The 22007-nt window shown below is 71.0% G+C and carries 19 protein-coding genes; 8 read left to right on the forward strand and 11 right to left on the reverse strand.

Annotated elements, in window-relative coordinates:
* On the reverse strand, positions 1-335 hold a 335-nt coding region (locus GXP76_RS21745; RefSeq protein WP_242573248.1), incomplete at its 3' end, for a VOC family protein.
* A gap of 149 nt (positions 336-484) precedes the next feature.
* A complete protein-coding gene (locus tag GXP76_RS21750; protein ID WP_242573249.1) occupies positions 485-1240 on the reverse strand; it encodes a VOC family protein in 756 nt (251 codons plus the stop codon).
* Between the two features lie 543 nt (positions 1241-1783).
* Between GXP76_RS21750 and GXP76_RS21755 the strand changes: the two genes are divergently transcribed.
* Entirely contained in the window at positions 1784-2152 is a 369-nt protein-coding gene (locus tag GXP76_RS21755) for a DUF4352 domain-containing protein (protein ID WP_242573250.1), read from the forward strand.
* Positions 2153-2212: 60 nt separating this feature from the next.
* On the opposite strand, the gene GXP76_RS21760 is transcribed toward GXP76_RS21755, so the two are convergent.
* Positions 2213-2740, reverse strand: coding sequence for an SRPBCC family protein (locus tag GXP76_RS21760; RefSeq protein ID WP_242573251.1), 528 nt, complete (start codon positions 2738-2740; stop codon positions 2213-2215).
* A 362-nt stretch (positions 2741-3102) separates the two neighbouring features.
* Between GXP76_RS21760 and GXP76_RS21765 the strand changes: the two genes are divergently transcribed.
* Entirely contained in the window at positions 3103-3582 is a 480-nt protein-coding gene (locus GXP76_RS21765; protein WP_242573252.1) for a hypothetical protein, read from the forward strand.
* Positions 3583-3696: 114 nt separating this feature from the next.
* Here GXP76_RS21765 and GXP76_RS21770 read toward each other — a convergent pair whose 3' ends face one another.
* Both GXP76_RS21770 and GXP76_RS21775 read right to left on the reverse strand, forming a co-directional pair.
* Entirely contained in the window at positions 3697-5034 is a 1338-nt protein-coding gene (locus GXP76_RS21770; RefSeq protein WP_374362015.1) for a ricin-type beta-trefoil lectin domain protein, read from the reverse strand.
* Between the two features lie 213 nt (positions 5035-5247).
* Complete coding sequence (locus GXP76_RS21775) at positions 5248-6117, reverse strand: family 16 glycosylhydrolase (protein ID WP_242573254.1); 870 nt, start codon at positions 6115-6117, stop codon at positions 5248-5250.
* 370 nt (positions 6118-6487) lie between these two features.
* Here GXP76_RS21775 and GXP76_RS21780 point away from each other — a divergent pair, with 370 nt between their 5' ends.
* The 5 genes from GXP76_RS21780 (at position 6488) to GXP76_RS21800 (ending at position 11666) form a co-directional block, all read left to right on the forward strand.
* Positions 6488-7336, forward strand: coding sequence for an endonuclease I family protein (locus GXP76_RS21780; protein ID WP_242573255.1), 849 nt, complete (start codon positions 6488-6490; stop codon positions 7334-7336).
* Between the two features lie 191 nt (positions 7337-7527).
* The gene (glsA, locus tag GXP76_RS21785) at positions 7528-8946 is read left to right on the forward strand and encodes a glutaminase A (protein ID WP_242573256.1); all 1419 of its coding nucleotides are present in this window, start codon (positions 7528-7530) and stop codon (positions 8944-8946) included.
* A gap of 80 nt (positions 8947-9026) precedes the next feature.
* Complete coding sequence (locus GXP76_RS21790; protein WP_242573257.1) at positions 9027-9389, forward strand: DUF1304 domain-containing protein; 363 nt, start codon at positions 9027-9029, stop codon at positions 9387-9389.
* On the forward strand, positions 9386-9982 hold the full coding sequence (locus GXP76_RS21795; RefSeq protein ID WP_242573258.1) for a TetR/AcrR family transcriptional regulator: 597 nt from the start codon (positions 9386-9388) through the stop codon (positions 9980-9982). The genes GXP76_RS21790 and GXP76_RS21795 overlap by 4 nt, the downstream gene beginning before the upstream one ends.
* A 268-nt stretch (positions 9983-10250) precedes the next feature.
* Entirely contained in the window at positions 10251-11666 is a 1416-nt protein-coding gene (locus GXP76_RS21800; RefSeq protein ID WP_242573259.1) for a PP2C family protein-serine/threonine phosphatase, read from the forward strand.
* A 39-nt stretch (positions 11667-11705) separates the two neighbouring features.
* On the opposite strand, the gene GXP76_RS21805 is transcribed toward GXP76_RS21800, so the two are convergent.
* Positions 11706-13196: a hypothetical protein gene (locus tag GXP76_RS21805; RefSeq protein ID WP_242573260.1), complete on the reverse strand. Its 1491-nt coding sequence runs from the start codon at positions 13194-13196 to the stop codon at positions 11706-11708.
* 231 nt (positions 13197-13427) lie between these two features.
* On the opposite strand from GXP76_RS21805, the gene GXP76_RS21810 reads away from it, so the two are divergent.
* Positions 13428-14549, forward strand: coding sequence for an aminoglycoside phosphotransferase family protein (locus GXP76_RS21810; protein WP_242573261.1), 1122 nt, complete (start codon positions 13428-13430; stop codon positions 14547-14549).
* An 87-nt stretch (positions 14550-14636) separates the two neighbouring features.
* Here GXP76_RS21810 and GXP76_RS21815 read toward each other — a convergent pair whose 3' ends face one another.
* The 5 genes from GXP76_RS21815 to GXP76_RS21835 form a co-directional block, all read right to left on the reverse strand.
* The gene (locus GXP76_RS21815; RefSeq protein WP_242573262.1) at positions 14637-17774 is read right to left on the reverse strand and encodes a ThuA domain-containing protein; all 3138 of its coding nucleotides are present in this window, start codon (positions 17772-17774) and stop codon (positions 14637-14639) included.
* Between the two features lie 55 nt (positions 17775-17829).
* Positions 17830-18717: a sugar phosphate isomerase/epimerase gene (locus GXP76_RS21820; RefSeq protein ID WP_242573263.1), complete on the reverse strand. Its 888-nt coding sequence runs from the start codon at positions 18715-18717 to the stop codon at positions 17830-17832.
* Positions 18714-19925 carry an ABC transporter substrate-binding protein gene (locus tag GXP76_RS21825; RefSeq protein WP_242573265.1) on the reverse strand — a complete coding sequence of 404 codons (1212 nt, stop codon included), beginning with the start codon at positions 19923-19925 and terminating at the stop codon, positions 18714-18716. Before GXP76_RS21825 ends, GXP76_RS21820 begins: the two co-directional genes overlap by 4 nt.
* Before the next feature lie 5 nt (positions 19926-19930).
* Complete coding sequence (locus tag GXP76_RS21830) at positions 19931-21034, reverse strand: ABC transporter permease (protein ID WP_374362011.1); 1104 nt, start codon at positions 21032-21034, stop codon at positions 19931-19933.
* Positions 21031-22007: ABC transporter permease (locus GXP76_RS21835; RefSeq protein WP_242573264.1), on the reverse strand; the 977-nt coding region annotated here is incomplete at its 5' end. The genes GXP76_RS21835 and GXP76_RS21830, both read right to left, overlap by 4 nt.

Consider the following 22007-nt stretch of genomic DNA (forward strand, 5'->3'; position numbering starts at 1 on the left):
TTGCCGTCCGGGTCCTTGATGTGGGCGACCCGCTGTCCCCACGGCATGTCGTTGGCGGGCCCGAGCACCTGCCCGCCCAGCTCCTCGACATGCCCCACCAGGTCGTTCACGTCGGCGACGTCGACGCTGAGCAGCATCCGCTGCACCGTGCCGAGCTCGACGTCCGTGTCCGACACGAGCCCGAGATCGGAGTTGCCGATCCGCAGGTTGATGAAGAACACGGGGCCTTCGTCGGGGGTGCGCGATGTCTCCACCGCGCCGAGCAGCCCCTGGTAGAACGCGAGGAGCCGGTCGATCTCGGGGGTGATGACCAAGGGCTGGATCGTGGCAGACATGTTTTCCTCCGGGTGATGACCGCTCGGCTCCCCGAGGGGAGCCCCGGGCCGTGAATGTTCCCCCGTGATGACCGGCGGCGGGCCCGCGACTCATCGGTCACCGGCGGGCCGGCCCCCGATCGGCACCGGATGGCCCCGCCCAGGCCCGGCTACGGCGCCGTACCCACCGAGAAGACCGCGCCCGCCGGGTCGGTGACGGTGGCCATGCGCGCGTACGGGGTGTCCTCGGGCTCGGTGGACGAACCGCCGGACTCCGTTGCGCGCCGTGCCACCGCGTCGGTGTCGGAGACGGCGAACAGCGTCCCCCAGGCGGACACGGGTACGTCGGAGCTGCCGATGATCCCGCCGATCTCATGCCCGTCGGGGCGGCGCAGGAAGGTGAAGTCGAGCTCCGGCACCTCGCTGTTGCCGTCGAGCGTGAAGCCGAACAGCTCCGTGTAGAAGGCGCGGGCCGGCTCCGGATCGGGGGTGATCAGGTCGTTGCGGACCAGTGAGTCTGGCTCGTTCACGATCTCGCTGCCGAGCCGGGTGCGGCCCTGCCACAGACCGAACCGGGCGCCGACCGAGTCGGTCACGACGGCCGTGCGCGCGTGGTCGGCCAGGTCCGCCGGGGGCTCGATCACCCGCCCGCCCGTCCGGGCCGCACGCCGGGCCGTGCCGTCGCAGTCGTCGGTGGCGAAGTACATGGTCCATACCGCGGCGGTGCGGTCCGGGTCCGGGACGATCCCGGCGACCGGACGGCCGCGCAGCAGACAGACGGTGCCCCGGTCCTCACCGGTGGGGTACGGCTCGTACTCCCAGCCGAAGAGGTCCCGGTAGAAGGCGAGCGCGCCGTCACGGTCGGGGGTCCTCAGGTCGATCCAAGTGGGGGTGCCTTCGGGCTGGTTGGCGGTCAGTACGCTCATGACGTGCTCCTTCGTGTCCTTCACCGGGGCTTCGGCGCGATGACCCCAACGTAGGCACCCTCTAGGACAGAAGATGTCCTAGAAACACCTGCGGACGGGCGGCGTGCACACGATCGGGCGCTCCATCATTCGGTCATGACACGCTCATCGGGGCGCCGCCCCCTCGGCCGGACGGCTCTCGCCGTCGCCGTCGGTGCCGTGTGCGCCCTCACCGGCTGTGCGACGGGGTCGCACGACATCGAGTCCGACGACGGACGGTCCGGGCGGACCGTACAGCCCGCCCGGACCGCCGTACTGATGGGCGACACCGTGCTGGTGAACCATCCCGACGGGCAGGACCAGGCCATGCCGGCCCTAGGGGGTGTCCGCGAAGTAGCGCCGTCCGCCCGCAGGGCGGGGCCTGCGGCGGCTGGTGCGGTGCATCGCAGGGCGGAGGGCCGGCGTGGTGGATGGACCTGCCGTACTCGGCCGAGTCCGACAACGCGGCGAGGTGCCGTGCCAGGCGCCGCGGGCCAGGCGGGACTTCGCGGACACCCCCTAGCGGTGACGGCCGTCGTCAACGAGGCGTCCCGGGTGCCGGGCGACCACGCCGTGGACGACCCGCGCGCGGGTGCCTCGGACGGCAGGAAGTGGGTCGCCGTCCTCGCGGAGGTGAGCAACGCGGGGGCGCGGCCGTACGGGTACGGCGTATCGCGGAGCTTCACGGCCGTGGACACCCGGGGGCGCAGACACACGCCGCTGCCCGTGCCGGCCGACCTCACGGTGGGTCCGGTCATGACCTGGCCCGTGCCGCTCGGCGCCGGACGGTCGGCGCGCGGGTGGCTGGTCTTCGAGCTGCCCGCCGAAGCGGCCCTGGCCACTCTGGAGTTCGGCCGTACACGGACATCGGCGGCGGCCGACTGGACGCTGTGAACCCGGGCGCCGAGCCACCGTGACCTGGAGGGACGAGTCCGGCCCGGACCTCGCGGCCGGCTACTCGGCCGTCAACTCCTCGAAGTACGCCTTCTGCGCCGGGTAGTAGTCCTCGAACTCGGGCCGCGGCGCGCCGTCCAGAGAGGCGCGGAGCAAGTCCAGGTAGTACTCCCAGCCCGGACCGATCTCACCGAGACCGGCCCCGGTGTCACGGTGCTGGACGAAGCGCAGTTCCGTACCGCCCGCGCCGGACGCCCCCACGGACGTTCCCGACAGCGTCAGTTCGAGATTCCAGCTGCCCACCTCGTCGACCGTCGAGAGGACGAGCCGGTGCGGTGCCTCGCACGCCTCGACGCGCAGCTCCATCCAGGGCTCCCCCTCCTCGAAGGCCAGACGGACGCGCACCGTGGCGCCGGGGGCACCGTCGCCCTCCCACGGCCCGAACCACCGGGCGGTGCGCGCCGATTCGGTGACGGCCGCCCACACCTCTTCGACCGGGAGGGGGAAAGCGCGCGTGAGGACGAGGTCGACTCCCTCGGCGGTGCGCAGCAGCCTGCCGGTCGGGGTCGGGCTGGGGATCGTGGCCATGGGGCCTCCTCCTGTGGGCGGCCGGACGGCCGGGCTACGGGACTGGTTCCGGTCTACCACCCGCCACTGACAGTGGCCCTCGGCCGCTCCGTCGGCGCTCCACCTCCGCTCCACCTCGGCTCCCCGGCCGGAACAGGGACGACCGGCGCATTGCGGGAACATTCGACGGCCGGTGACCGTTGAGACGGTTGAGGGTGTGGATGGAACAGTGTCCCCGGGCCCATCCAGAAATGCCCGCAGGGAAGATCGTTCGGCTGAAGCCCTGTGGAGCCCACCGCCGCGAGGCGACCGCCGTCCGCACCCCGCACAGACGGCCCCGACCGGTCTCCCCCGTCCGGTCGGGGCTCCTTTACTGTTCAGACATGACGGCTGAGGGGGACTCGGAGCGGCCCGGCGGCTTCGCCGCCGCGACCGGTGACGGCCCGCCGTCGCCCACCGCGCCGGACGTCCGCGCCGCCGAGGTCCGGGTCGCCTTCGGCGGCCTGCTGCAGATCCGCCGTCTCACCAACACCGGCGCCCCCGATCCCACCGCCGTCCCGGCCGCCTGGGAGCTGAACCAGCCGCTCCGCGCCGTCGCGCTCGCCCTGGAGGCGGCGGGTCTCGCCCCTTCCGCGGTCGACGCGCGGGGGCGCCGTACGGCCACGGGATTCCGCGCCACCGCGGGCGAGCGGCCGGGGACCGTACGGGTGGAGTGGCTCGGCCCGCCGGGCGGCGGCGCGGCGCAGGAAGAGGAACACCAACTGACTCTCTGCGCCGCCGCCCTGGCCCCTCTGGGCTGGGAGGCCCTGCTCTACCGGGGCCCTCGCCGCCGGCGCTTCCTGGAAGTGGAACCGGCCCTCTGAACTGGGCCGCCGGGTCGTTTTCCGCGCCATATCCGGCCGGCCCGGACACGCGAACCGCCCCGGGCACCGTCGGGGGAACGGTGGCCGGGGCGGTGGTCTGTGGCAGGTGCCGGGTCAGCCCCGGTACTGCGCCAGTACGCGGGTGAAGTCCCACGCCGACTGGCTCACGCCGGAGCAGGTGTCGGCCCCGCCGCCCGTGCAGGGCCGGTCGCGGTTGACCGACCAGAAGGTCAGCCGGGCGAGGTGGCGCTGCTGGGCGTAGGCGAGGATCGTGCGGAAGTCGGCGACGGTGATGGTCTCGCCGACGTCCGTGACACCGTTCATCGAGGAGATGCCGGTCTTGCGGTACGCCTCGTCGTCGCCGTACCCGTAGGCGTTCTTGACAGCGGTCTTCAGCCCCTCCGCCGCGCGGACGGACAGCGTGCCCATGTTCTGGCCGTTGCCGCCGAAGTTGAAGGGCATGATCGTCCAGCTGTCGACCGTGAGACCGGAGGAGGCCGCGCGGTTGATCAGGCTGGTGTCGGGGCCGTTCTGGCCGGTGCCGAAGGTGATGTAGATCTTGATGCCGGGGTTGTTGGCGCGGATCGTCTTCAGCGCGTCCACGGTGCGCTGCTGGACGGTGGGGCTGTCATAGGCGGCGGCCTCGATGTCGATGTCGATCGCCTTCAGGCCGTACGCGTTGATGACCTTCTGGTACGCGGCGGCCAGCTCACCGGCGCTGCCGCAGGAGCTCTCCAGCTTGTTGCCGCTCCAGCCGCCGAAGGACGGGATGACGTCGCCGCCGCCCGCGCGCACGGTGTTGACGGTCTGCTGGTCGACTCCGCCGGTCAGCGGCCGGCTGCCGTCCCACTGCGGGTTGCAGTAGCCGTTGCTGAGGACGAACGCCAGGGTGAACCACTTGACGCCGGTGGCGTTCTGGACGGTGGTGGGGCTGGGCGGGCTGCCCCAGCCGTTGTAGATGTACGGCGCGACGGCCATGGGCGCGCCGCCCGGATCGGGGTTGCCGCCGCCGGAGGGCGCGGTCCACTTCTGGTTGGCGGCGCCGGTGCAGGTCCAGAGCTGGAGCCGGGTGCCGTTGGCCGAGCTGTTGCCGGTGGCGTCCAGGCATTTGTCCGCCTGGGGGTTGACGATGTCGCGGGCCGCCGAGACGGTCCACTTCTGGTTGGCGGCGCCCGTGCACGACCACAGTTGCAGGACGGAGCCGTTGGCGGTGCCCGCGTCCTTGACGTCGAGACACTTGCCCAGGGCGCGGATCGTGCCGTCGGAGGCGACGTCCCACTGCTGGGCGCCACTGCCGTTGCAGTCGTAGAGCTGTACGGCCGCGCCGTTGGCGGTGCTGGCACCGGCCACGTCCACGCACTTGCCGCCGAGACCGGTGATGGTCCCGACAGCGGAGACGGCCGCGCTCGCGGGCGTCACGGTCATGGTCGAGGCGACGGCCACGAGGGGCATGGCGAGCAGGGCGAGGGGTCTGAGGTGCTTCCAGGGGCTGAACGAGGCTGTCATGCGGGGTCACCGTCCACTTCTGGTGGGGCGGCTCACCGGGTCCGCCCGGTGGCCGGTTCGCCCCCGGGCGCCGGACAGGGCGGGAGGAGCCCTGTCCGGCGCCCGGGAACGGAGCACTGGGCCCGTCCGGCCGAGGGGACCTGCGAACAGACGGGTGTTCTAGTCGCTGACGCGTACGTAGTCGACGACGAGTTGCTGCGGGAAGACGGTGCTGCCGTCGGGATCGCCGGGCCAGTAGCCGCCGACCGCGAGGTTGAGGATGAGGAAGAACGGCTTGTTGAACACCCACTCGCGGCCGCCGAGATCGGCGGGTGTACGGGTCTGGAAGACCTGCCCGTCGACCGACCACTTGATGGAGTCCGGTGCCCAGTCGACCGCGAAGGTGTGGAAGTCGTCCGCGAACGCCTCGCCGTTCGGCAGGCTGTAGCCGGCGCCGATGCCGCCCTCGCCGGAGTAACCGGGGCCGTGCAGTGTGCCGTGGACGGTGTTCGGCTCGAAGCCGACGTTCTCCATGATGTCGATCTCGCCGCTGTTGGGCCAGCCGACGTCACCCATGTTGCTGCCGAGCATCCAGAACGCGGGCCAGATGCCCTGGCCGCGCGGGATCTTCATGCGGGCCTCGACCCGGCCGTAAGCCGAGTCGAACTTGCCCGAGGTGTTCAGCCGGGACGAGGTGTACTCGCACGTCCCGTACCAGCACTGGTAGTTGCCGGGGTTCTCCTTGCGGGCGGTGATGACGAGATTGCCCTGCCCGTCGAGTTGGGCGTTGTTGTTCCCGGACGTGTAGTACTGCCGCTCGTGGTTGTTGACGTTGTCGCCGGTCTCGATCTGCCACTTGCTTCCGTCGACGGCCGATCCGGCCGGACCGTCGAACTCGTCGGCGAACTTGACGGCTGCGGGTGCCGCGGCGGGGTGGGGGTCGCCCGCGGCCGAGGCTCCGGCGGGCACGGCGGCCACGGCTCCGGAGGTGCACAGAAGTGCGAGGGTGTACAGCGCCGTTCGGCGCCGCCAGGACATGCTCACGGTCATCACATCGCTTTGCGTGGGGGGCATGCGTATGACAGGTGCTGCTGAGAGACGAAGCGCCGGTGGCACTTATTTCAATGCTTGATTCAAGGGAGCCACGCCGCCGCCGTCAAGGAGTTGGTATGGACCAAAATTATCAGCGGTGTGTTTTCAGGCCACCCATGTGAACGCGCAGCGCAGGACGGCCCAGGTCAACGGCCAACGTCGGCAGGCTTCTTGACCTGCACATGATGGTCGCGGAGCATTCACCCCAGCGTCACAGGTGCTGTGGAAGGCTCCTGCGGAAACGTCACATCGCGATGATTGCCGTGCGCAGCGCCTCACCCGTCGGTTCTACGCGCGGTGATCTCCTGATCGAGAGGACACTCCCCACATGTCCCGTCGTCACCATCCCGCCGTGCGGCCGGTGCTGGCCCTGTGCGCCGCCGCCGCGGTGCTCGCCGGCAGCGCCGCCGCCGCCCCGGCCGCCACACCCCCGGCGACCGCGCCGGGCACCACCGCCGCCGGCACCCCGGCCGCGACCGGAATCGCCGCACTGGACGACACGTACTACCAGGGCGCGATCGGCAAGACCGGCCCCGCGCTCAAGACCGCGCTGCACGGCATCATCAGCGACCAGACGAAGCTGTCGTACAGCGCCGTCTGGGAAGCCCTCAAGGTCACCGACCAGGACCCGGCCAACTCCGCCAACGTCATCCTCCTCTACACCGGAGCCTCCCGGTCCAAGTCGCAGAACGGCGGCAATGTCGGCGACTGGAACCGCGAGCACGTATGGGCCCAGTCCCACGGCGACTTCGGTACGTCGCAGGGCCCCGGCACCGACGTCCACCATCTGCGCCCGGAGGACGTACAGGTCAACGGGATCCGCGGGAACAAGGACTTCGACAACGGCGGCAGCCCGGTCAGCGGCGCCCCCGGGAACCTCACCGACAGCGACTCCTACGAGCCGCGTGACGCGGTCAAGGGCGATGTCGCCCGCATGATCCTCTACATGGCGGTGCGCTACGAGGGCAACGACTCGTTTGCGGACCTCGAACCCAACGATCGCGTCAACAACGGCTCGGCCCCCGCGATGGGACGGCTGTCCGTGCTGAAGCAGTGGAACGACGAGGACCCGCCGGACGCGTTCGAGAAGCGCCGCAACGACGTCATATTCGACCAGTTCCAGCACAACCGGAACCCGTTCATCGACCACCCCGAATGGGTCGAGTCCATCTGGTGACACCACCCGGTGACACGGCGCGGCCTCCCCGGGCGTGATCGTCCCGGATGCTTGAGTGGTCGGCGTCAACTCCAAGCGTCCCAACGGGGAATGCCAGGCCGGGAGCCCCCGTGCACGGATGACCGAATCCGCGCACGGGGGCTTCGCCTTGCCCCGGGGCACTTCGCAGAACAGCCCCACTGGAGGTCTCCGTGCCAGCCGTCCCGGCAACCGATGTCATCACCGACGCGCTGGTGGAGCTCCAGCGCCGGGCCGCCACCCTGGACGAGGGCGAAGTCGCCTCGTACATCCCGCAGTTGGCCACCGCCGATCCACGCACCTTCGGTATCGCGCTGACCAGCATGGGCGGGAACCACTACTGGTCGGGCGGCGTCGACACGCCCTTCACCCTCCAGTCGGTGTCGAAGCCCTTCGTCTACGCGCTGGTCCTGGCCGAGTTGGGACTCGACGAGGTGACGCGGTGGGTGGGCGCCGAGCCCAGCGGTGAGGCCTACAACGCGATCAGCCTGGAGCCGGGCACCGGGCGGCCGGCGAACGCGATGATCAACGCCGGGGCGATCGTCACGACCGCGCTCGTACCGGGGGCGGACGAGGAGGAGCGGTTCGGGCGGATCCTCGACTGTCTCGGCCGGTTCGCCGGACGACGGCTGGACGTGGACGAGGCCGTACGCGCGTCGGAGTCCGAGACCGGCGACCGGAACCGGGCGCTGACCTATCTGATGCACGGTGCGGGCTCGCTGCCCGGCGGCCCGGACGGCGTGGAGACGTACTTCCGCCAGTGCTCGGTGCGCGTGACGACGGTCGATCTGGCGGTGATGGCCGCGACGCTGGCCAACGGCGGCGTCAATCCCTCGACCGGCGAGACGGTGGTGCCCGAGCCGGTGGCCGTACAGGTGCTCGCGCTCATGGCCTCCTGCGGGATGTACAACTCGTCCGGCGACTGGCTGCTGCGGGTCGGACTCCCCGCGAAGAGCGGTGTGTCGGGTGGGCTGATCGCCGCGAGTCCGGCCAGGTTCGGCATCGCGGTGCACAGCCCGCCGCTGGATCCCACGGGCACTCCCGTACGTGGTGTGGCCGTGCTGCGCGAGCTGTCCGAGAGGTTCGGTCTGCATCTGATGCGCCGGTCCTCACGGACCGCGCCGACCGTGAAACTTGCGGAGACGGCGCGTACCGCGCCCTCGGACCGGCCGCGCAGCGAGGCCGAACGCGAGGTCATCGAACGCGCGGGCGACAACGTGGCGATCGTCGCCGCCCAGGGGATCCTCGACTTCACGGAGGCGGAACGGCTGCTGTACGAACTCGGCACCGTCGTCCCCGGGGAGCCCGGCTGGGTGGTGCTCGACCTGGAGGACGTCTCGGAGATCAGGCCGTTCGCCGAGGGGATGCTGCGGGAGGCGCTGAAACGGCTGGCGGCGGCCGGGCATCAGGTGACGGTGGTGGGCGATCTGGCGCCGCACGCGGAGGGGACCGCTGTCGGAGGCGAGGGAGCGTGGCGGCAGGTGCCGTCCCGTGAGACGGCGGTGGCCCGGTGCGAGGACGCGCTGCTGTCGGCGGGCATCAACCGGGAGAAGGGGCAGGCCGGTTCGGAGGACGGCGGTGCCGGCGCCTGACCCCGGTCGGGACCACTTCTTGGACGGGTGTCTATAATTCACGGACACCTGCCCATGAACCTGATCCGGAGGACGCTCCCATGAGTACCGCCGCACTGATCCTGGTCGCCCTCGTGGCCGCCTTCCACGTCTACGTCATGGTGCTCGAGATGTTCCTCTGGGAGCGCGGTCCCGGCCGGAGCCTGTCCGGCTTCGACGCGGAGATGGCCCGTGCCACCGCGCCCCTGGCCGCCAACCAGGGCCTCTACAACGGGTTCCTGGCGGCCGGTCTGGTCTGGGGTCTGGTCGCGGACGACCCGACCGGGTACCGGGCGCGGATCTTCTTCCTGTGCTGCGTGGTCGTCGCCGGGGTGTACGGAGCGGTCACGGCCAACCGCCGCATCCTCTACGCCCAGGCGCTGCCGGGCGCGGTCGCGCTGGCCGTCGTACTGGCGGCGGGATGACCGGCGGATCGGCCGGCGGATCGGCCGGCTCCGGAGCCCCCGGCGATCCGCGGGCGGCCAGGACCCGGGCGGCCCTGCGGCAGGCGCTCCTCGACGAGTGCGCGCGGCGCCCGCTCGAACAGGTGGGCGTGGCCGCGCTGGTCCGCAGGGCGGGGGTGGGCCGGGCGACGTTCTATCTGCACTACGCGGACCTCCGCGCGCTCGCCGTCGACGCGTGCGCGACGGTCGTGCGGGAGGCGGTGGACGCGCTGCACGCGTGGCGCGGTTCGCCGGACCCCGCCTCACCGCCGCCCGCCCTGACGGCGTTCTTCACCGGTCTCACGCCGCACGCCGCCCTGTACCGCACCCTGCTGCGGCCGGGCGGCGGCGGTCCGCTGGGCGAGTCGCTGCACCGGGAGCTGCGTGAGCGCAGCGTCACCGAACGCGCGCTGGCGGGCGCGCCCGAGCCGGAGTTGATCGGCTCGGCGGTCGCCGCCGCCTTCACGGGCGTACTGGCGGACTGGCTGCACGGCCTGATCGACGCTCCCCCGGAGACGGTCGCCGCCCAGGTCTGGCGTCTGCTGGTGGTCCTGCACCGCGCGCCCACCCGCTGACCGGACTTCCAGGCGCGGAACATCCACCGGACGCCGAGTAACCTCAAGCGGGTGATCGAGGGGCCCTCGGCGGCGGACTGACGGACCGCGTCAACTCGGCGCCCGGGTCCGCCGGTGACGGTAGGTCACTTGCCCGCCTGTGGCATATGCCCGAAGCACCACCGGATCGAGTGTTGCCGAATCCCTTACGGCCCCTTGCGGCCTGTGCAACAGTCGTAGCGGTCCACCCTTCAGACCTGGCAGTGCCACGCCTGTATCGGAGTTCGAGATGCCGTCCCATCTGTTCGCGGACCGTTCCGCGTCGCAGCCACCGGAGCGGGGCGTGGTGGAGTCCCTCATCACGCGCACCCGCAGCCTGCGCGGTGATGTGGACGCCGTGCGCAGGGAGCCCGTCGCGGACGAGCACGACACGCACTGGCGCTGGCAGCGCGCGCTCTGCGATCTGGCGGTCCATCAACTGGACGATCTCGGGGCCCACTTGGGTCAGCTCAGGAACGGACTGCCCGACGGCGGGGCCGAGTCGGCGGCCGTCGTGGCGGCGGACGCCGGGGACGGCGCCGGTTCGCTGCTGAACCGGGTCGGTACCGCCGAGTGGAATCTCCTCACCGACGGGGTCGTCTGGTCGCCCGAGCTGTACGAGATCTTCGGCCGGCCGCCCGAGAAGGGCCCGATGACGCTGGACGAACTGCCGTCCGTGATGGTCCCCGAGGACCAGGGGCTGCTCCAGACGCTGGTGACCGAGTGCCTCGTGGACGGCAAGCACATCGACGGCGAGTTCCGTGTCGTCAGGCCCGACCGGCGCGTCCGTACGCTGCACATGACGGGCGAGCCCGTGCTGGACTCCGACGGCTGCACCGCCTCCATGTGGGCCGTGCTGCGGGACGTCAGCGAATTACGCCGCAGCCAGCGCGCCGTTCACGAGTCCGGGAAGACGCTCCGGCGCCGCGAGCGGACCGCCATCACCGAACAGCGGCTCGTGACCGAGTTGCGGGAGGCCGTGCTGCCGTCGTGGCGCGGGTCCTTCCGGTCCCCGGCGAGCGAGCCGGGCACCCTGGATCTGGCGGGTCACTATCTGCCGCCGTCCGGCGGCGGACTCGTCGGCGGGGACTGGTTCGACGCGCTGAAACTGCCCGACGGAAGCACCCTGCTGACGGTCGGTGACCTCACGGGCAACGGGGTGACGGCCGCCTCCACGATGGCGATGCTCCTCGGCGCCCAGCGCGGGATGGCGGTGGCGGGCGTGCAGCCCGGTGCGCTGATGGGCCATCTCAACCAGCTCCTCGACACGGCCGACCAGCCCGCCCTCGGCAGCGCCGTCTGCTGCCGCTACCGGCCCGCGACACGCACCCTCGTCTGGGCGCAGGCGGGACACCCCGCCCCGCTGCTGTTCCGCGACGGGACGGGGCGCGCGCTGACCCAGCTGGACGGCGTCCTGCTCGGCGCGACGTCGGGCGCCGCGTACGAACAGGCCGAGACCCAGCTGATGCCCGGTGATCTGCTGGTGCTCCACACCGGCAGGCTGACGGAGCACACCGGGGTGGACCGGCTCCTGGCGCTCGGGCCCCGCCTGACCGGAACACGTGACGCACAGGACTGTGTCAGGACCATCGTCGAGGAGTTCGGCGGGACCGGACGCGAGGACGACGCCTGTGTACTGGTGGCCGGGATCGGCGAGACCCCGTGAGGCGTGTCCCGCGCCCGCCGGGGATCAGCGGGACAGCCCCTAGATCTCCGAACTCGTCGGCTTCCTCGTGGAGTTCGGCAGGACCGCGTCGATCTCCTCGCGCAGCTCCTGGATCCCCGCGTGTGTCCCGTACTGGCCGGTGAGCCGGTACATCTCCCTGAGCCGGTCCCAGGTCCGGTGCGACGAGGTCTCCCCCATCGACACCAGCGCCAGCCGCGCGTAGCGGTCGGCCTGTTCGGGGTCGTCCGCGATGAAGCAGGCGGAGGCCAGGGAGAGATAGTCGAAGATCATCGACCGCTGACGGCCGTTCTGCCGCAGCTCGATCGCCCGCTTGGCATGCCGTTGAGCTATGGCCGCCGCCGAGGGCTCGTGATCGGCGAGAGTACGGAAGGCCAGCGCCTCCATTCCGTGCAGATCCGCCTCGTCGAACATCTGCATCCAACTCGGCGGCGGCACGTCGCCCTTGTCGGAGACGAACAGGTCCTCCGCCTCGCCCAGGGTCCGGCGCATGGCCTGACCGCGCCCCATCGACGCCTGTGCCCAGGCCTCGATCGTGCAGAGCATCGCCCGGGTCCGGGGCAGTACCTCGTCCCCGGAGCCGGACTTGGCCAGCTTCATCAGGTCCAGCGCCTCGTCCGGCCGGCCCAGATGAACCATCTGACGGGCGGCCCGGGAGAGCGCCTCGCCCGCGCGCGGACGGTCGCCGCCCTCGCGCGCCGCGTGGGTGGCGATGACGAAGTACTTCTGGGCGGTGGGTTCGAGGCCGACGTCGTGCGACATCCAGCCGGCGAGCACCGCGAGGTTGGCGGCGACGCCCCACAGGCGCCGCTGGAGATGGGGAGGGTGGCGGTACGACAGCATGCCGCCCACCTCGTTGAGCTGGCCCACCACCGCCTTGCGCTGGAGGCCGCCGCCACGGGCGGCGTCCCAGGCCCGGAACACGTCGACCGAGTGCTCCAGCGCGTCGATCTCCTGGGACCCGATGGGGGCGGCCTCGTACCGGTCGTACCCAACGGGGTCGGCGTGCAGGGGATCGGCGCTCCGGGGGGCGTCGGCGGTCAGTGCGGGGTCGGAGTGCAGCCAGTCGTGCATGGAACTGCTGAGTGCGGAGCCTGCGGTGAGCACGGCGCCCGCGCCCACCAAGCCGCGTCGGTTGAGCATGAGGTCCATTCCCGTGAATTCGGTGAGGACCGCAGCCGTCCGGTCGGGCGCCCAAGGCAGGCCGTCGGGGTTCGATGCGTCCCCGGCGTCCCGTCGTCTCCCCGCGCGTCCGTGTCGTACGAACCCGAGGTCCTCGATGGTCACGACACGGCCGAGCCGCTCGGTGAACAGGGACGCCATCACCCTGGGTACCGGATCGCGTGGGATCTCCCCCATGTCGATCCAGCGTCTGACCCGCGAGGTGTCGGTGGCCAGTTGGGGGTGGCCCATGGCCGCCGCCTGCCTGTTCACCAGCCGCGCGAGTTCGCCCTTGGACCAGCCGGCGAGGCCGAACAGGTCCGACAGACGGGTGTTGGGTTCTCCGGTCACGTCAAGCCCCCAGGTTCTCGGCTGAGTTGACAGTAACCGTCCGTCAGGTGCCTGGCGACTATTCGCCAGGCTTCGCCAGGGTCCGCCAGATGGTGTGCCACCCGTGACGGGGTGTCGTGTTAGGAACGCGCCACCCCGGCCCGGCGGCCCGGCACATTCCCCAGGATGTGGAACGGCCGCCGGGGCGGGAGGCGCGGTAACTCGTCGGTACACGAAGGGACTCGTTCGCCCATGTACACAGCGTCGTCGTACACAGCATCGACCTCCGTGTCCGCCCCGCCCCGGCAGCCGCGGCCACCCGCGGTCGGCGGCGGACCGTATCTCGATCCCTCCCACGCCGGCCGGGGCAGGCGCTGGTCGGGGGCGGCCGGCGGGCCGCTCGGCGGCAGGCTGGACCTGTCGGGCGCGCAGGGCGCGCAGTTGAGGATGGCCATCGCCTCGGTGCACCGGATCTGCCCGGAGTTCAACCCGGTTCAGGTGCTGCGGCGCAGCGGGCGCTCGGTGCTGCTGGTCGGGACGACCGGACGGACGACCGCGGTGGCCAAGTGTCTGCTGGACCAGTCGCCCGCGTGGGCGGAGAGCTTCCGGCACGAGATAGCCGCATATCGCTCTTTCGTGCGTCACCGCCCGCCGGTGCGGGTGCCCCGGCTGATCGCCGCCGATCCCGACAACTGCACGCTGGTCGTCGAGCGGATGGCCGGACGCGCGGCGGCCCTGTCGCGCCACCCGGCCGAGGCTCCTCCGCGCGCCGACGTACGGGCGGTGCTGGGCGCGGTGGCGCGGCTGAACACCTGGCGTCCGCCGGGCGACATGTTCGGTCCGGGTCTCGACTACGCGCGCCGGATCACCCGCTACCACGAGCTGGGGCTGTTCACCGACCGGGATCTGGGGGATCTGCAGAAGCTGCTGCACGGTCTCGGGCGGCCGGGCATGCGGCAGTTCTGCCACGGTGACGCGCTGCTCTCCAACATGCTGCTCTCCCCCGCCGGCCCGGTGCTCGTCGACTGGGAGCACGCCGGCTGGTATCTGCCGGGGTACGACCTGGCGACGCTGTGGATGGTGCTCGGCAACAACCCGCTGGCGCGCCAGCAGATCAGCAAGCTCGCGCAGGCCACGGGTACGGCGGACCGTGACGCCTTCCTGGTGAATCTGATGCTCGTGCTGACGGGGGAGATCCGTAAGTACGAGACGGCGGTGCAGCGCACCATGCGTGAGGCGCCCGCCGTCGGGGCGGGCCAGGCTCCGCAGGGCGCGGCGCCGACGGGCGAGGAGCAGCGGCTGCTGCTGCGGCGGCTGCACGACGACTGTGCCATGGCCCGCAGGGCCGTGCGTGCCGCGGTCGGGACGCGTTGAGGACCCGCCGCCCGGGCGGGCCACGGGTGTTCCCCGATCGCCGGACGGGCTCGACAGGCCCGTCCGGCGATCGGGGCGGTTACCGCACTACGGCGTGGCGAACTCCACGGTGTCCACGTCGAACGCGTTGTTCTGCGGTGACGTGAAGACGAGATAGAGCTTGTGCGTGCCGTCGTGGGCCTTCACCGGGACCGGGTCGGTGGGCCGGTAGACGTCCCAGTCCCCGGTGTTGGGGATCGGGGTGGTGGCGAGCAGTTCACCGTCCGGTGCGCCGGCCCGTAGTTCGATCGCGCCGACTCCGTACGGTGAGGAGATCTGGTAGCTCACCGAGTCGACGCCTTCCACGCTCATCGGTTCGAAGGCCACCCAGTCGCCGTCGCTGATGTCGCCGATGCGCTTGCCGTTCGCGGCGCCGGCCTGGTCGACGATCCTCGTGCCCGACTGGTCGTCGTGGTACTCGGCCTGCTTGAGCTTCGGCTGCAGGACGGACCGCCCGTAGCCGGTGAGCGCGGGTGCCCCCGCGCCGCCGCCGTCGGTGTACTTGGCGTTGAGTACGTAGGTCAGGTCCGCGCCCTCGGGGTGGCCGCCGAGGTCGCCGGTGTCGACCGTGCCCTCACAGCCGGGGATGTCGTTGGTCGGGTGCTCGTGCTCGTCGTGCCCGAGCGCCGGGTTGATGGTCACCTTGGAGCAGTCGACGGGGCCGTCCTCGGGGTCGGTGACGGTGATCCTGTACGGGATCTTGTCGCCGAACTCGATGAGTTTGCCGTTGACGGGGATGTCGATGGTCACCTTCGGCGCCGTGTTGCCCGCGGTGATGGGCACGTTGGCGAAGCCGGACTTGCCGCTGGAGTCGGTGACCTTCAACTGGGCGCTGAACTCGCCCCCTTCGGTGTAGGTGTGGGTGGCGTTCTCGTCGGTGGAGTCGTAGGTGCCGTCACCGTCGAAGTCCCATTCGAAGGTCAGCGCGTCGCCGTCCGGGTCGGCGCTGCCCTCGCTGGAGAAGTCCACCTTCAGCGGGAGCGGTCCGTTGGTGACGGAGGCGGCGGCCTTGGCGACCGGGCTGCGCCGTCCCTGGGCGTAGTCGACGCGGTAGAGACCGGAGTCGTTGTTGCCCCCGCCGAACTCGCTGCCCCACTCCAGGACGTAGAGCGAGCCGTCGGGCCCGAAGGTCATGTCCATGGGGCTCTTGAAGGCGACCGAGTCCATGAAGTCGTTGATCTTGAGGAGCTTCTCGTCCTTGTCGAAGCGGACTTCCTTGATGTAGTTGCGTGACCATTCGTAGAGGAAGCTCGCGCCGTCGAAGTACTCGGGGAACTTCGTCTCGGACGGGTTGTCGGCGTCGTAGCGGTAGACGGGTCCGGACATCGGGGCCGAGCCGCCCTGGCCCATCTCCGGGAACTTCTCGGACTCGCCGTAGCCGTACCAGAGTTCGGGCTGCTGGATCGGCGGGAGTTTCGTCAGTCCGGTGTTGTTCGGCGAGGGGTTGACCGGGTTGGCGCAGTCGAACTTCGCGCCGATCTCGCCGGTGTCGGGGTTGTACGGCGCGTACGCCTGGTTGTCGCCGTGGCAGAACGGCCAGCCGAAGTTCGCCGGCTTCTTGATGACGTTGTACTCGACCAGGCCCTCGGGGCCCCGGTCGGTGGTGGGCAGTCCGCGGTCGGGGCCGTAGTCGGCGAGGTGGACGTAGCCGGTCTCCTGGTCGACGGTGAAGCGGAACGGGTTGCGGAAGCCCATCGCGTAGATCTCGGGCCTGGTCTTGGCCTTGCCCTTGGCGAAGAGGTTGCCCTTGGGGATGGTGTAGCCGCCGCTCTTCGTCGGCTTGATGCGCAGGAGCTTGCCGCGCAGGTCGTTGGTGTTGCCGGCGGTGCGGGCGGCGTCGAGCATCTCCTTGCCCTCGCGCCAGTCGATCGGCGCGTATCCCTGCCAGTCGGGGTCGAGGTTGGGCGCCACGTCGTCACCGACGCCGAGGTACAGGGTGCCGTCGGGGCCGAACTCGACCGCTCCGCCGGTGTGTCCGGGCTCGGTGAAGGTGCGGGAGCGGTAGGCCGGGACGTCGAGGAGCTTCTTCTCGCTCTTCAGGTCGAGGGTGTTGCCCTTGAGGGTGAAGCGGGAGAGCCGGTTGATGTCCTTGGTCTCGGCGGCCGGCGCGTAGTAGAGGTAGACCCAGTTGTTCTTCGCGAAGTCCGGGTCCAGTTCCATGCCGACGAGGCCGTCCTCGCCGCCGGTGTAGACGTCGAGCTTGCCCGCGGTGACGGTGGAGTGCGACGCGGGGTCGAAGATCTTCAGTTCTCCGTTGCGCTGGGCGTAGATCGCGCGGCCGTCGTCGGCGACGTCCAGTTCCATCGGGTCGGCGGTGTTGTCGTCGAGGGTCACCTTCTCGTACGCGCCCCAGTCGGTGCCACCGCAGTCTCCCGCCTTCTCACCGGCCGCCCACTGGAGGCCGCCGACGACATGGGCGCGGAACGCCTCTTCGTCGTACGCGGGGGTGTCGTGGCCCATGGCGGTGGCCCAGACCTTGCCGCCCTCGGTGTTGCGGCACCAGGAGATGGGGTGGTCGGCGCCCATGGCGTCGGGGCCGGGGTTGTACGTCGCCTCGTCGGCGGTGACCAGGACGTGGACGTCACCGCGCGGGTTCTCGTCGAAGTTGTACCACTCCTCGGGGCGTTCCCAGCGCTCGGGAAGTCCCTTGGTGGAGGGGTGGACCTGGTCGGCGACCTTGGCGGTGCCCTGGAGCACGCCCGGCGAGTGGGTGGGCATGTGGGCGCCGCCGTTGATGGTCTCGTCCCACCACGGGAACGCCTCCTCGACACCCATGTCGAGGGTGTTGTGGATGGCGACGACGCCCTTGCCGCTCTGCACGAACGTCTTCATGGCCTGGCGCTGGTCCTCGGTGTCCCAGACCATGCCGGAGTTCTGGAGCATGACGATCGCGTCGTACTGGGCGAGGTTGTCGTCGCTGAAGACGGTGGGGTCGTCGCTCTGGACGATCTCGAAGCCGTTGTCGGCGGCCTCCTCCTCGAACATCTTGATGCCGTTCGGGATGGAGGTGTGGACGTAGCCGACCGCGCGGGTGAAGAGCAGGGCCTTGAAGGCGGCTTCCTTCTCGACGGCCCCGGCGCCGGTGGGCAGAGCGGTCACGGCGAGCAGCAGGGCGCCGGCGACGGCGACGAGCGCTCTTCGGACCGCTCTCCCACGAGCCCTACTGTCATGCGCATGCCATTTCATGTGCCGGTCCTCTCTCGGGGGACGGGATCGGTCGTGTGCCGACGCGGGGACAGCTCTAGATACCGGCGAGGACCCGGCGCAGGAACGCCAGTCCGTCGGTGGCCAGCGCGTCCTGGCTGGGTGCGAGCGGACGCCACACGGAGGCGGCGACCGCGATCGCGTCGTTGTGGGCGGTGAAGGACTCGATGCACAGCGGCCCCCGGTAGCCGGCGTGCGTGAGCGCGGTCAGGAAGCCGGGCCAGTCGAGGTGGTCGGCGCCGGGAGCGCCGCGGTCGTTGGCGCACACCTGGACATGGACGATCCGGCCGCCCGCCTCCCGTACGGCGCCGGGCAGTCCGCGCTCCTCGATGTTCTGGTGGTAGACGTCGAGCGCGATCCCGATGGCCGCCGGGTTGAGGCCGTCCATCGCTTCGAGGCACTGGGCGACGGTGTTGAGCAGACTCGTCTCGTACCGGTTCAGCGGCTCGACGGCGATCGTCACGCCCGCCTCCCCGGCGTGGGTGACGACGGGCGCGATGTGCTCACGCCACTCGGCCCACGCCGCCGCCCGCTCGGGGTCCGTCATCCGCCACGAGCGCCCGACGGCCGTGTAGACGGGACCGGCGACGACGGGCGCCCCGATCGCCTGGGCCGCGTCGACGCAGTGCCGCAGATAGTCCTGGGTGGCGCGCACGGTCGACGGGTCGGTGGCCACGAGATCACGGCCGGGCGGCATGACGGCGACGACGGCCGCCGGGGCGAGACCGGTCGCGTCCAGCAGTTTCGACGCCTCGGCGGGCGCCCAGTCGCCGGCCTGTTCCATCGGCAGTTCCACGCAGTCGAAACCCCAGTCCGCGAGGCGCGGCAGCGTCCCGGCGAGGGCGTCGCCGTCGACCGGTGAGTGCCAGATCCACGGGTTGGCGCCCAGCGCGAACGGGGTCGACGGCTTTGTCGGCAGCGTCACTTGCCGCCCCAGTCCTTCGGGAATCCGGGCATCGACTCGCATCCGCACATCGCGTAGTGCAGCGGCGGCATACCGGGCTTGAGGTAGTCGCCGAGGTTGTCCTGGGTGATGGTGGGCTGCGGGAGCTTCCACTCCTTGGGCACGTCCCGGCCCTTGAGGATGTCCAGCGCGGCGATGACGGGCGTACGCCACTGGAACGTCGGGTACGCGGGGGCGATCGCCGTCAGGTCCTTGTCCTGCCAGGCCTGGAGGAAGTCCTGCTGGTCCTCGCCGGTGATCGGCGGTACGTCCTTCCCGGCGTCCTCGAACGCCTCGACGGCGGCCACGGCCGTGGCGCCCGAGTCCATCCACACGCCGTCGATGTCGCCGTGCCGGGTGAGCGCGTCGGTGACTACCGACTTCGTCTTGGCGGGGTCCCCATCGGTGAACTTCACGTCCACGACGTCGAGTTCACTCTTGTCGAAGGCGACCTTCGCGGCCGACCAGCGGGTCTCCAGGACGTCCACGCCGGGCGAGATGCGCAGCGCGAGGATCTTGCCTTTCGGTTTCACCTTCTCGACGAGGAAGTCGGCCGCGACCGCGCCGTAGGCGTAGCCGCCGATCGGGTTGACGAAGGTGACGGCGCAGTCGGTCTCGACGCCCCGGTCGAAGACGATGACGGGCACCTTGCCGCAGGCCTGTTTCACGGCGGGGGTGAGGGTGGCCGTCGTGTTCGGCGAGACGATCAGCGCGTCGCAGTCGCCTCCGGCCAGTTCCTGGATGTCGGAGATCTGTTTGTCGTCCTTGCCCTGGGCGTCCAGAACGGTGAACTTGGTGATCTCCTCGTGCAGTTTCACCTCGGCCCGCATGTTCTTCAGACCCACCTGGCGCCACGGGTTGAAGACGCCCGCGTTGGAGAAGCACAGCTCGATACCGCTGGGGTCGGCCATCTTGTACTGGGAGGTGTCGACCATCTCGGGGTTGAGCATCTGCTCCCAGGGCTTGCCCTCCGGCCCCACGGGCTTCTCGTCGGCGAGGGCCAGCTGGCGCTCGTACTCGGCCTGTTCGAAGAAGGCGGACTGCTTCCCGGTGCCGGCGTCGGCCGTGCTTCCGCTGCGCGAGGCGGCCGGGGGCGACTCGGGTGGCGCGTCGCTCGTGCAGGAGGTGATCAGTACGGCGCCGAGCAGCGCGGCGCCCGCGGCGAGGGCGCGTCGGCGGAGGGGCCGGATGACGGTCATGAGGGTGTTCCTCCCGAGGGGTGCGTACCGGTGGGGTGCGTACGGTCCGGTGGGGTGGGGCCCGGTGGCGCGCCGCCGGGTGGCGTACGACGGCGGCGCAGCCGGGACCAGTCGGCGGCTCCGAGGCCGACCGCGGCGATGACGATGACGCCTTGGACGGTGGACTCCAGGGCTCCGGAGACACCTTGGAGGTTGAGCAGGGTGAACAGCGCCTGGAGCGAGAAGGCGCCGGCCATGGCGGCCACCACCGAGCCCCGTCCGCCGCCGAGGACCACACCGCCGAGGACGACCGCGGTGATGGCCTCGAACTCGTAGCCCCGGCCCGCCTGCGCGGAGACCCCGGAGAAGCCGCCGACGAGGACGGCGGCGAGCGCCGCCGCGGCGCCGGAGAGGATGAAGGCGACGGTCCGCACGCGGATCACCCGTACGCCGGAGAGCGCGGCGGCGCGGTCGCTGTCGCCGGTCGCGACGAGTGTGCGTCCGAAGTCGGAGCGGGTGACGAGTACGGCGACGGTGCCGGCGACCAGACACGCGACGACCGCCCACGGCAGCCAGCCGAAGGCGGTGCCACGGCCCAACTGGCGGAAGGCGGTGGGCAGTACGCCCTGCGGCGAGCCGCCGGTCCAGAAGAAGACGGCGCCTTCGAGGATGAGCATCATGCCGAGGGTGGTGATGAACGACGGCACCCGCAGGACGGTGGTGATCAGTCCGCTGACCAGTCCGGCCAGTGCGCCCGCGACGAGCAGGACGGCGGTGACGACCAGCCAGTGGGCGCCGGGGAAGGAGCCGTACAGCTCGGCCGCTACGACCACGCCCGCGGTGACGATCGCGCCGACGGAGAGGTCGAATTCGCCGCTGACGATGACCAGATACTGCCCGGCGGCCAGGATCACCAGGGGCGCGGCGCGTTTGACGAAGGAGAGGAAGCTGTCGGGTTCGTAGAAGCCGGGATCGGTGATCAGGAGCGCGAGGAGCAGTACGGCGAGGAGCACGTAGACGGGGACGCCGGTGCCGAGCGCGCGCAGGAGGCGCCTCCCGGGGGCGGCCGTGGCGGCGGTGCGGGACCCGGTCGCTGATCCGGTCTTGGTCGGGGCGCTCACGCGGTCCGCCCTTCCGTCAGGGCCTTCGGTGCCTTCGGGGTCCGGCGGGGCCGGGCGTAGATGGCGACGGCGGCGATGATGACGACGCCGCGTACGACGTTCTTGAAGAACGGGTCGACCGACAGCTGGTTGAACACGCTGTCCAGGACGGCGAGGACGAACACGCCGCCGAGGGTGCCCGCCACTCCCCCGCGGCCGCCGGCGAGCGCCGTGCCGCCGAGGACCACGGCGGCGATCGACTCCAGGTCGTAGCGCGCCTCGGTGCCCGCCCAGGGTGCGCCCGCGCCCAGCCGTGCCGCGAGGAAGAGCGCGGCGGCGCCGACGCACAGCGAGCACAGGACGTGCGCGAGGACGACGGTGCGCCCGGTCCGTACGCCGGAGAGCCGGGCGGCGTGTTCGTCGCCGCCGGTGGCGTACATGTGGTGGCCGAGGCGGGTACGGCGGGTGATCAGCCACATCAGGGCGGCGACGGCGATGAGCAGGAACACCGAGACGGGGACCGGGCCGACGCGGTCGTAGCCGAGCCGCTGGAAGGAGACGGGCACCTCGCCGGCGGGGCCCGTGTAGTTGTCCTCGATCCAGCCGCGCAGGACGAAGGCCATGCCGAGGGTCGCGATGAAGGCGTTGACCTTGAGTCCGGTGACGATCAGTCCGTTGAGGAGTCCGACGGCGACGGAGAGCGCGAGGACGGCGAGTACGGCGGTGAGGACGCCGCCGCTCGCCATGGTCTCGGCGGCGACGAGTGTGCCGAGACTGATGAGGTAGGCGACGGAGAGGTCGAGGGAGCCGGTGAGGATGACGGCGGACTGGCCGACAGCGACCAGGCCGAGCGCGACGCAGTTCTGGAGGATCGCGACGGCGTTGGTGGTGGTGAGGAAGTTCCCGCCCTGGGCGGTGACGACGATCCAGCCGAGGAGGGTCACGGCGAGCGCGGCGAGCCAGACACCGGCGACGGGGTCGAGGGACTTCCAGG

It is taken from the genome of Streptomyces sp. NP-1717 (genome assembly GCF_022695985.1).
Taxonomy (GTDB): domain Bacteria; phylum Actinomycetota; class Actinomycetes; order Streptomycetales; family Streptomycetaceae; genus Streptomyces.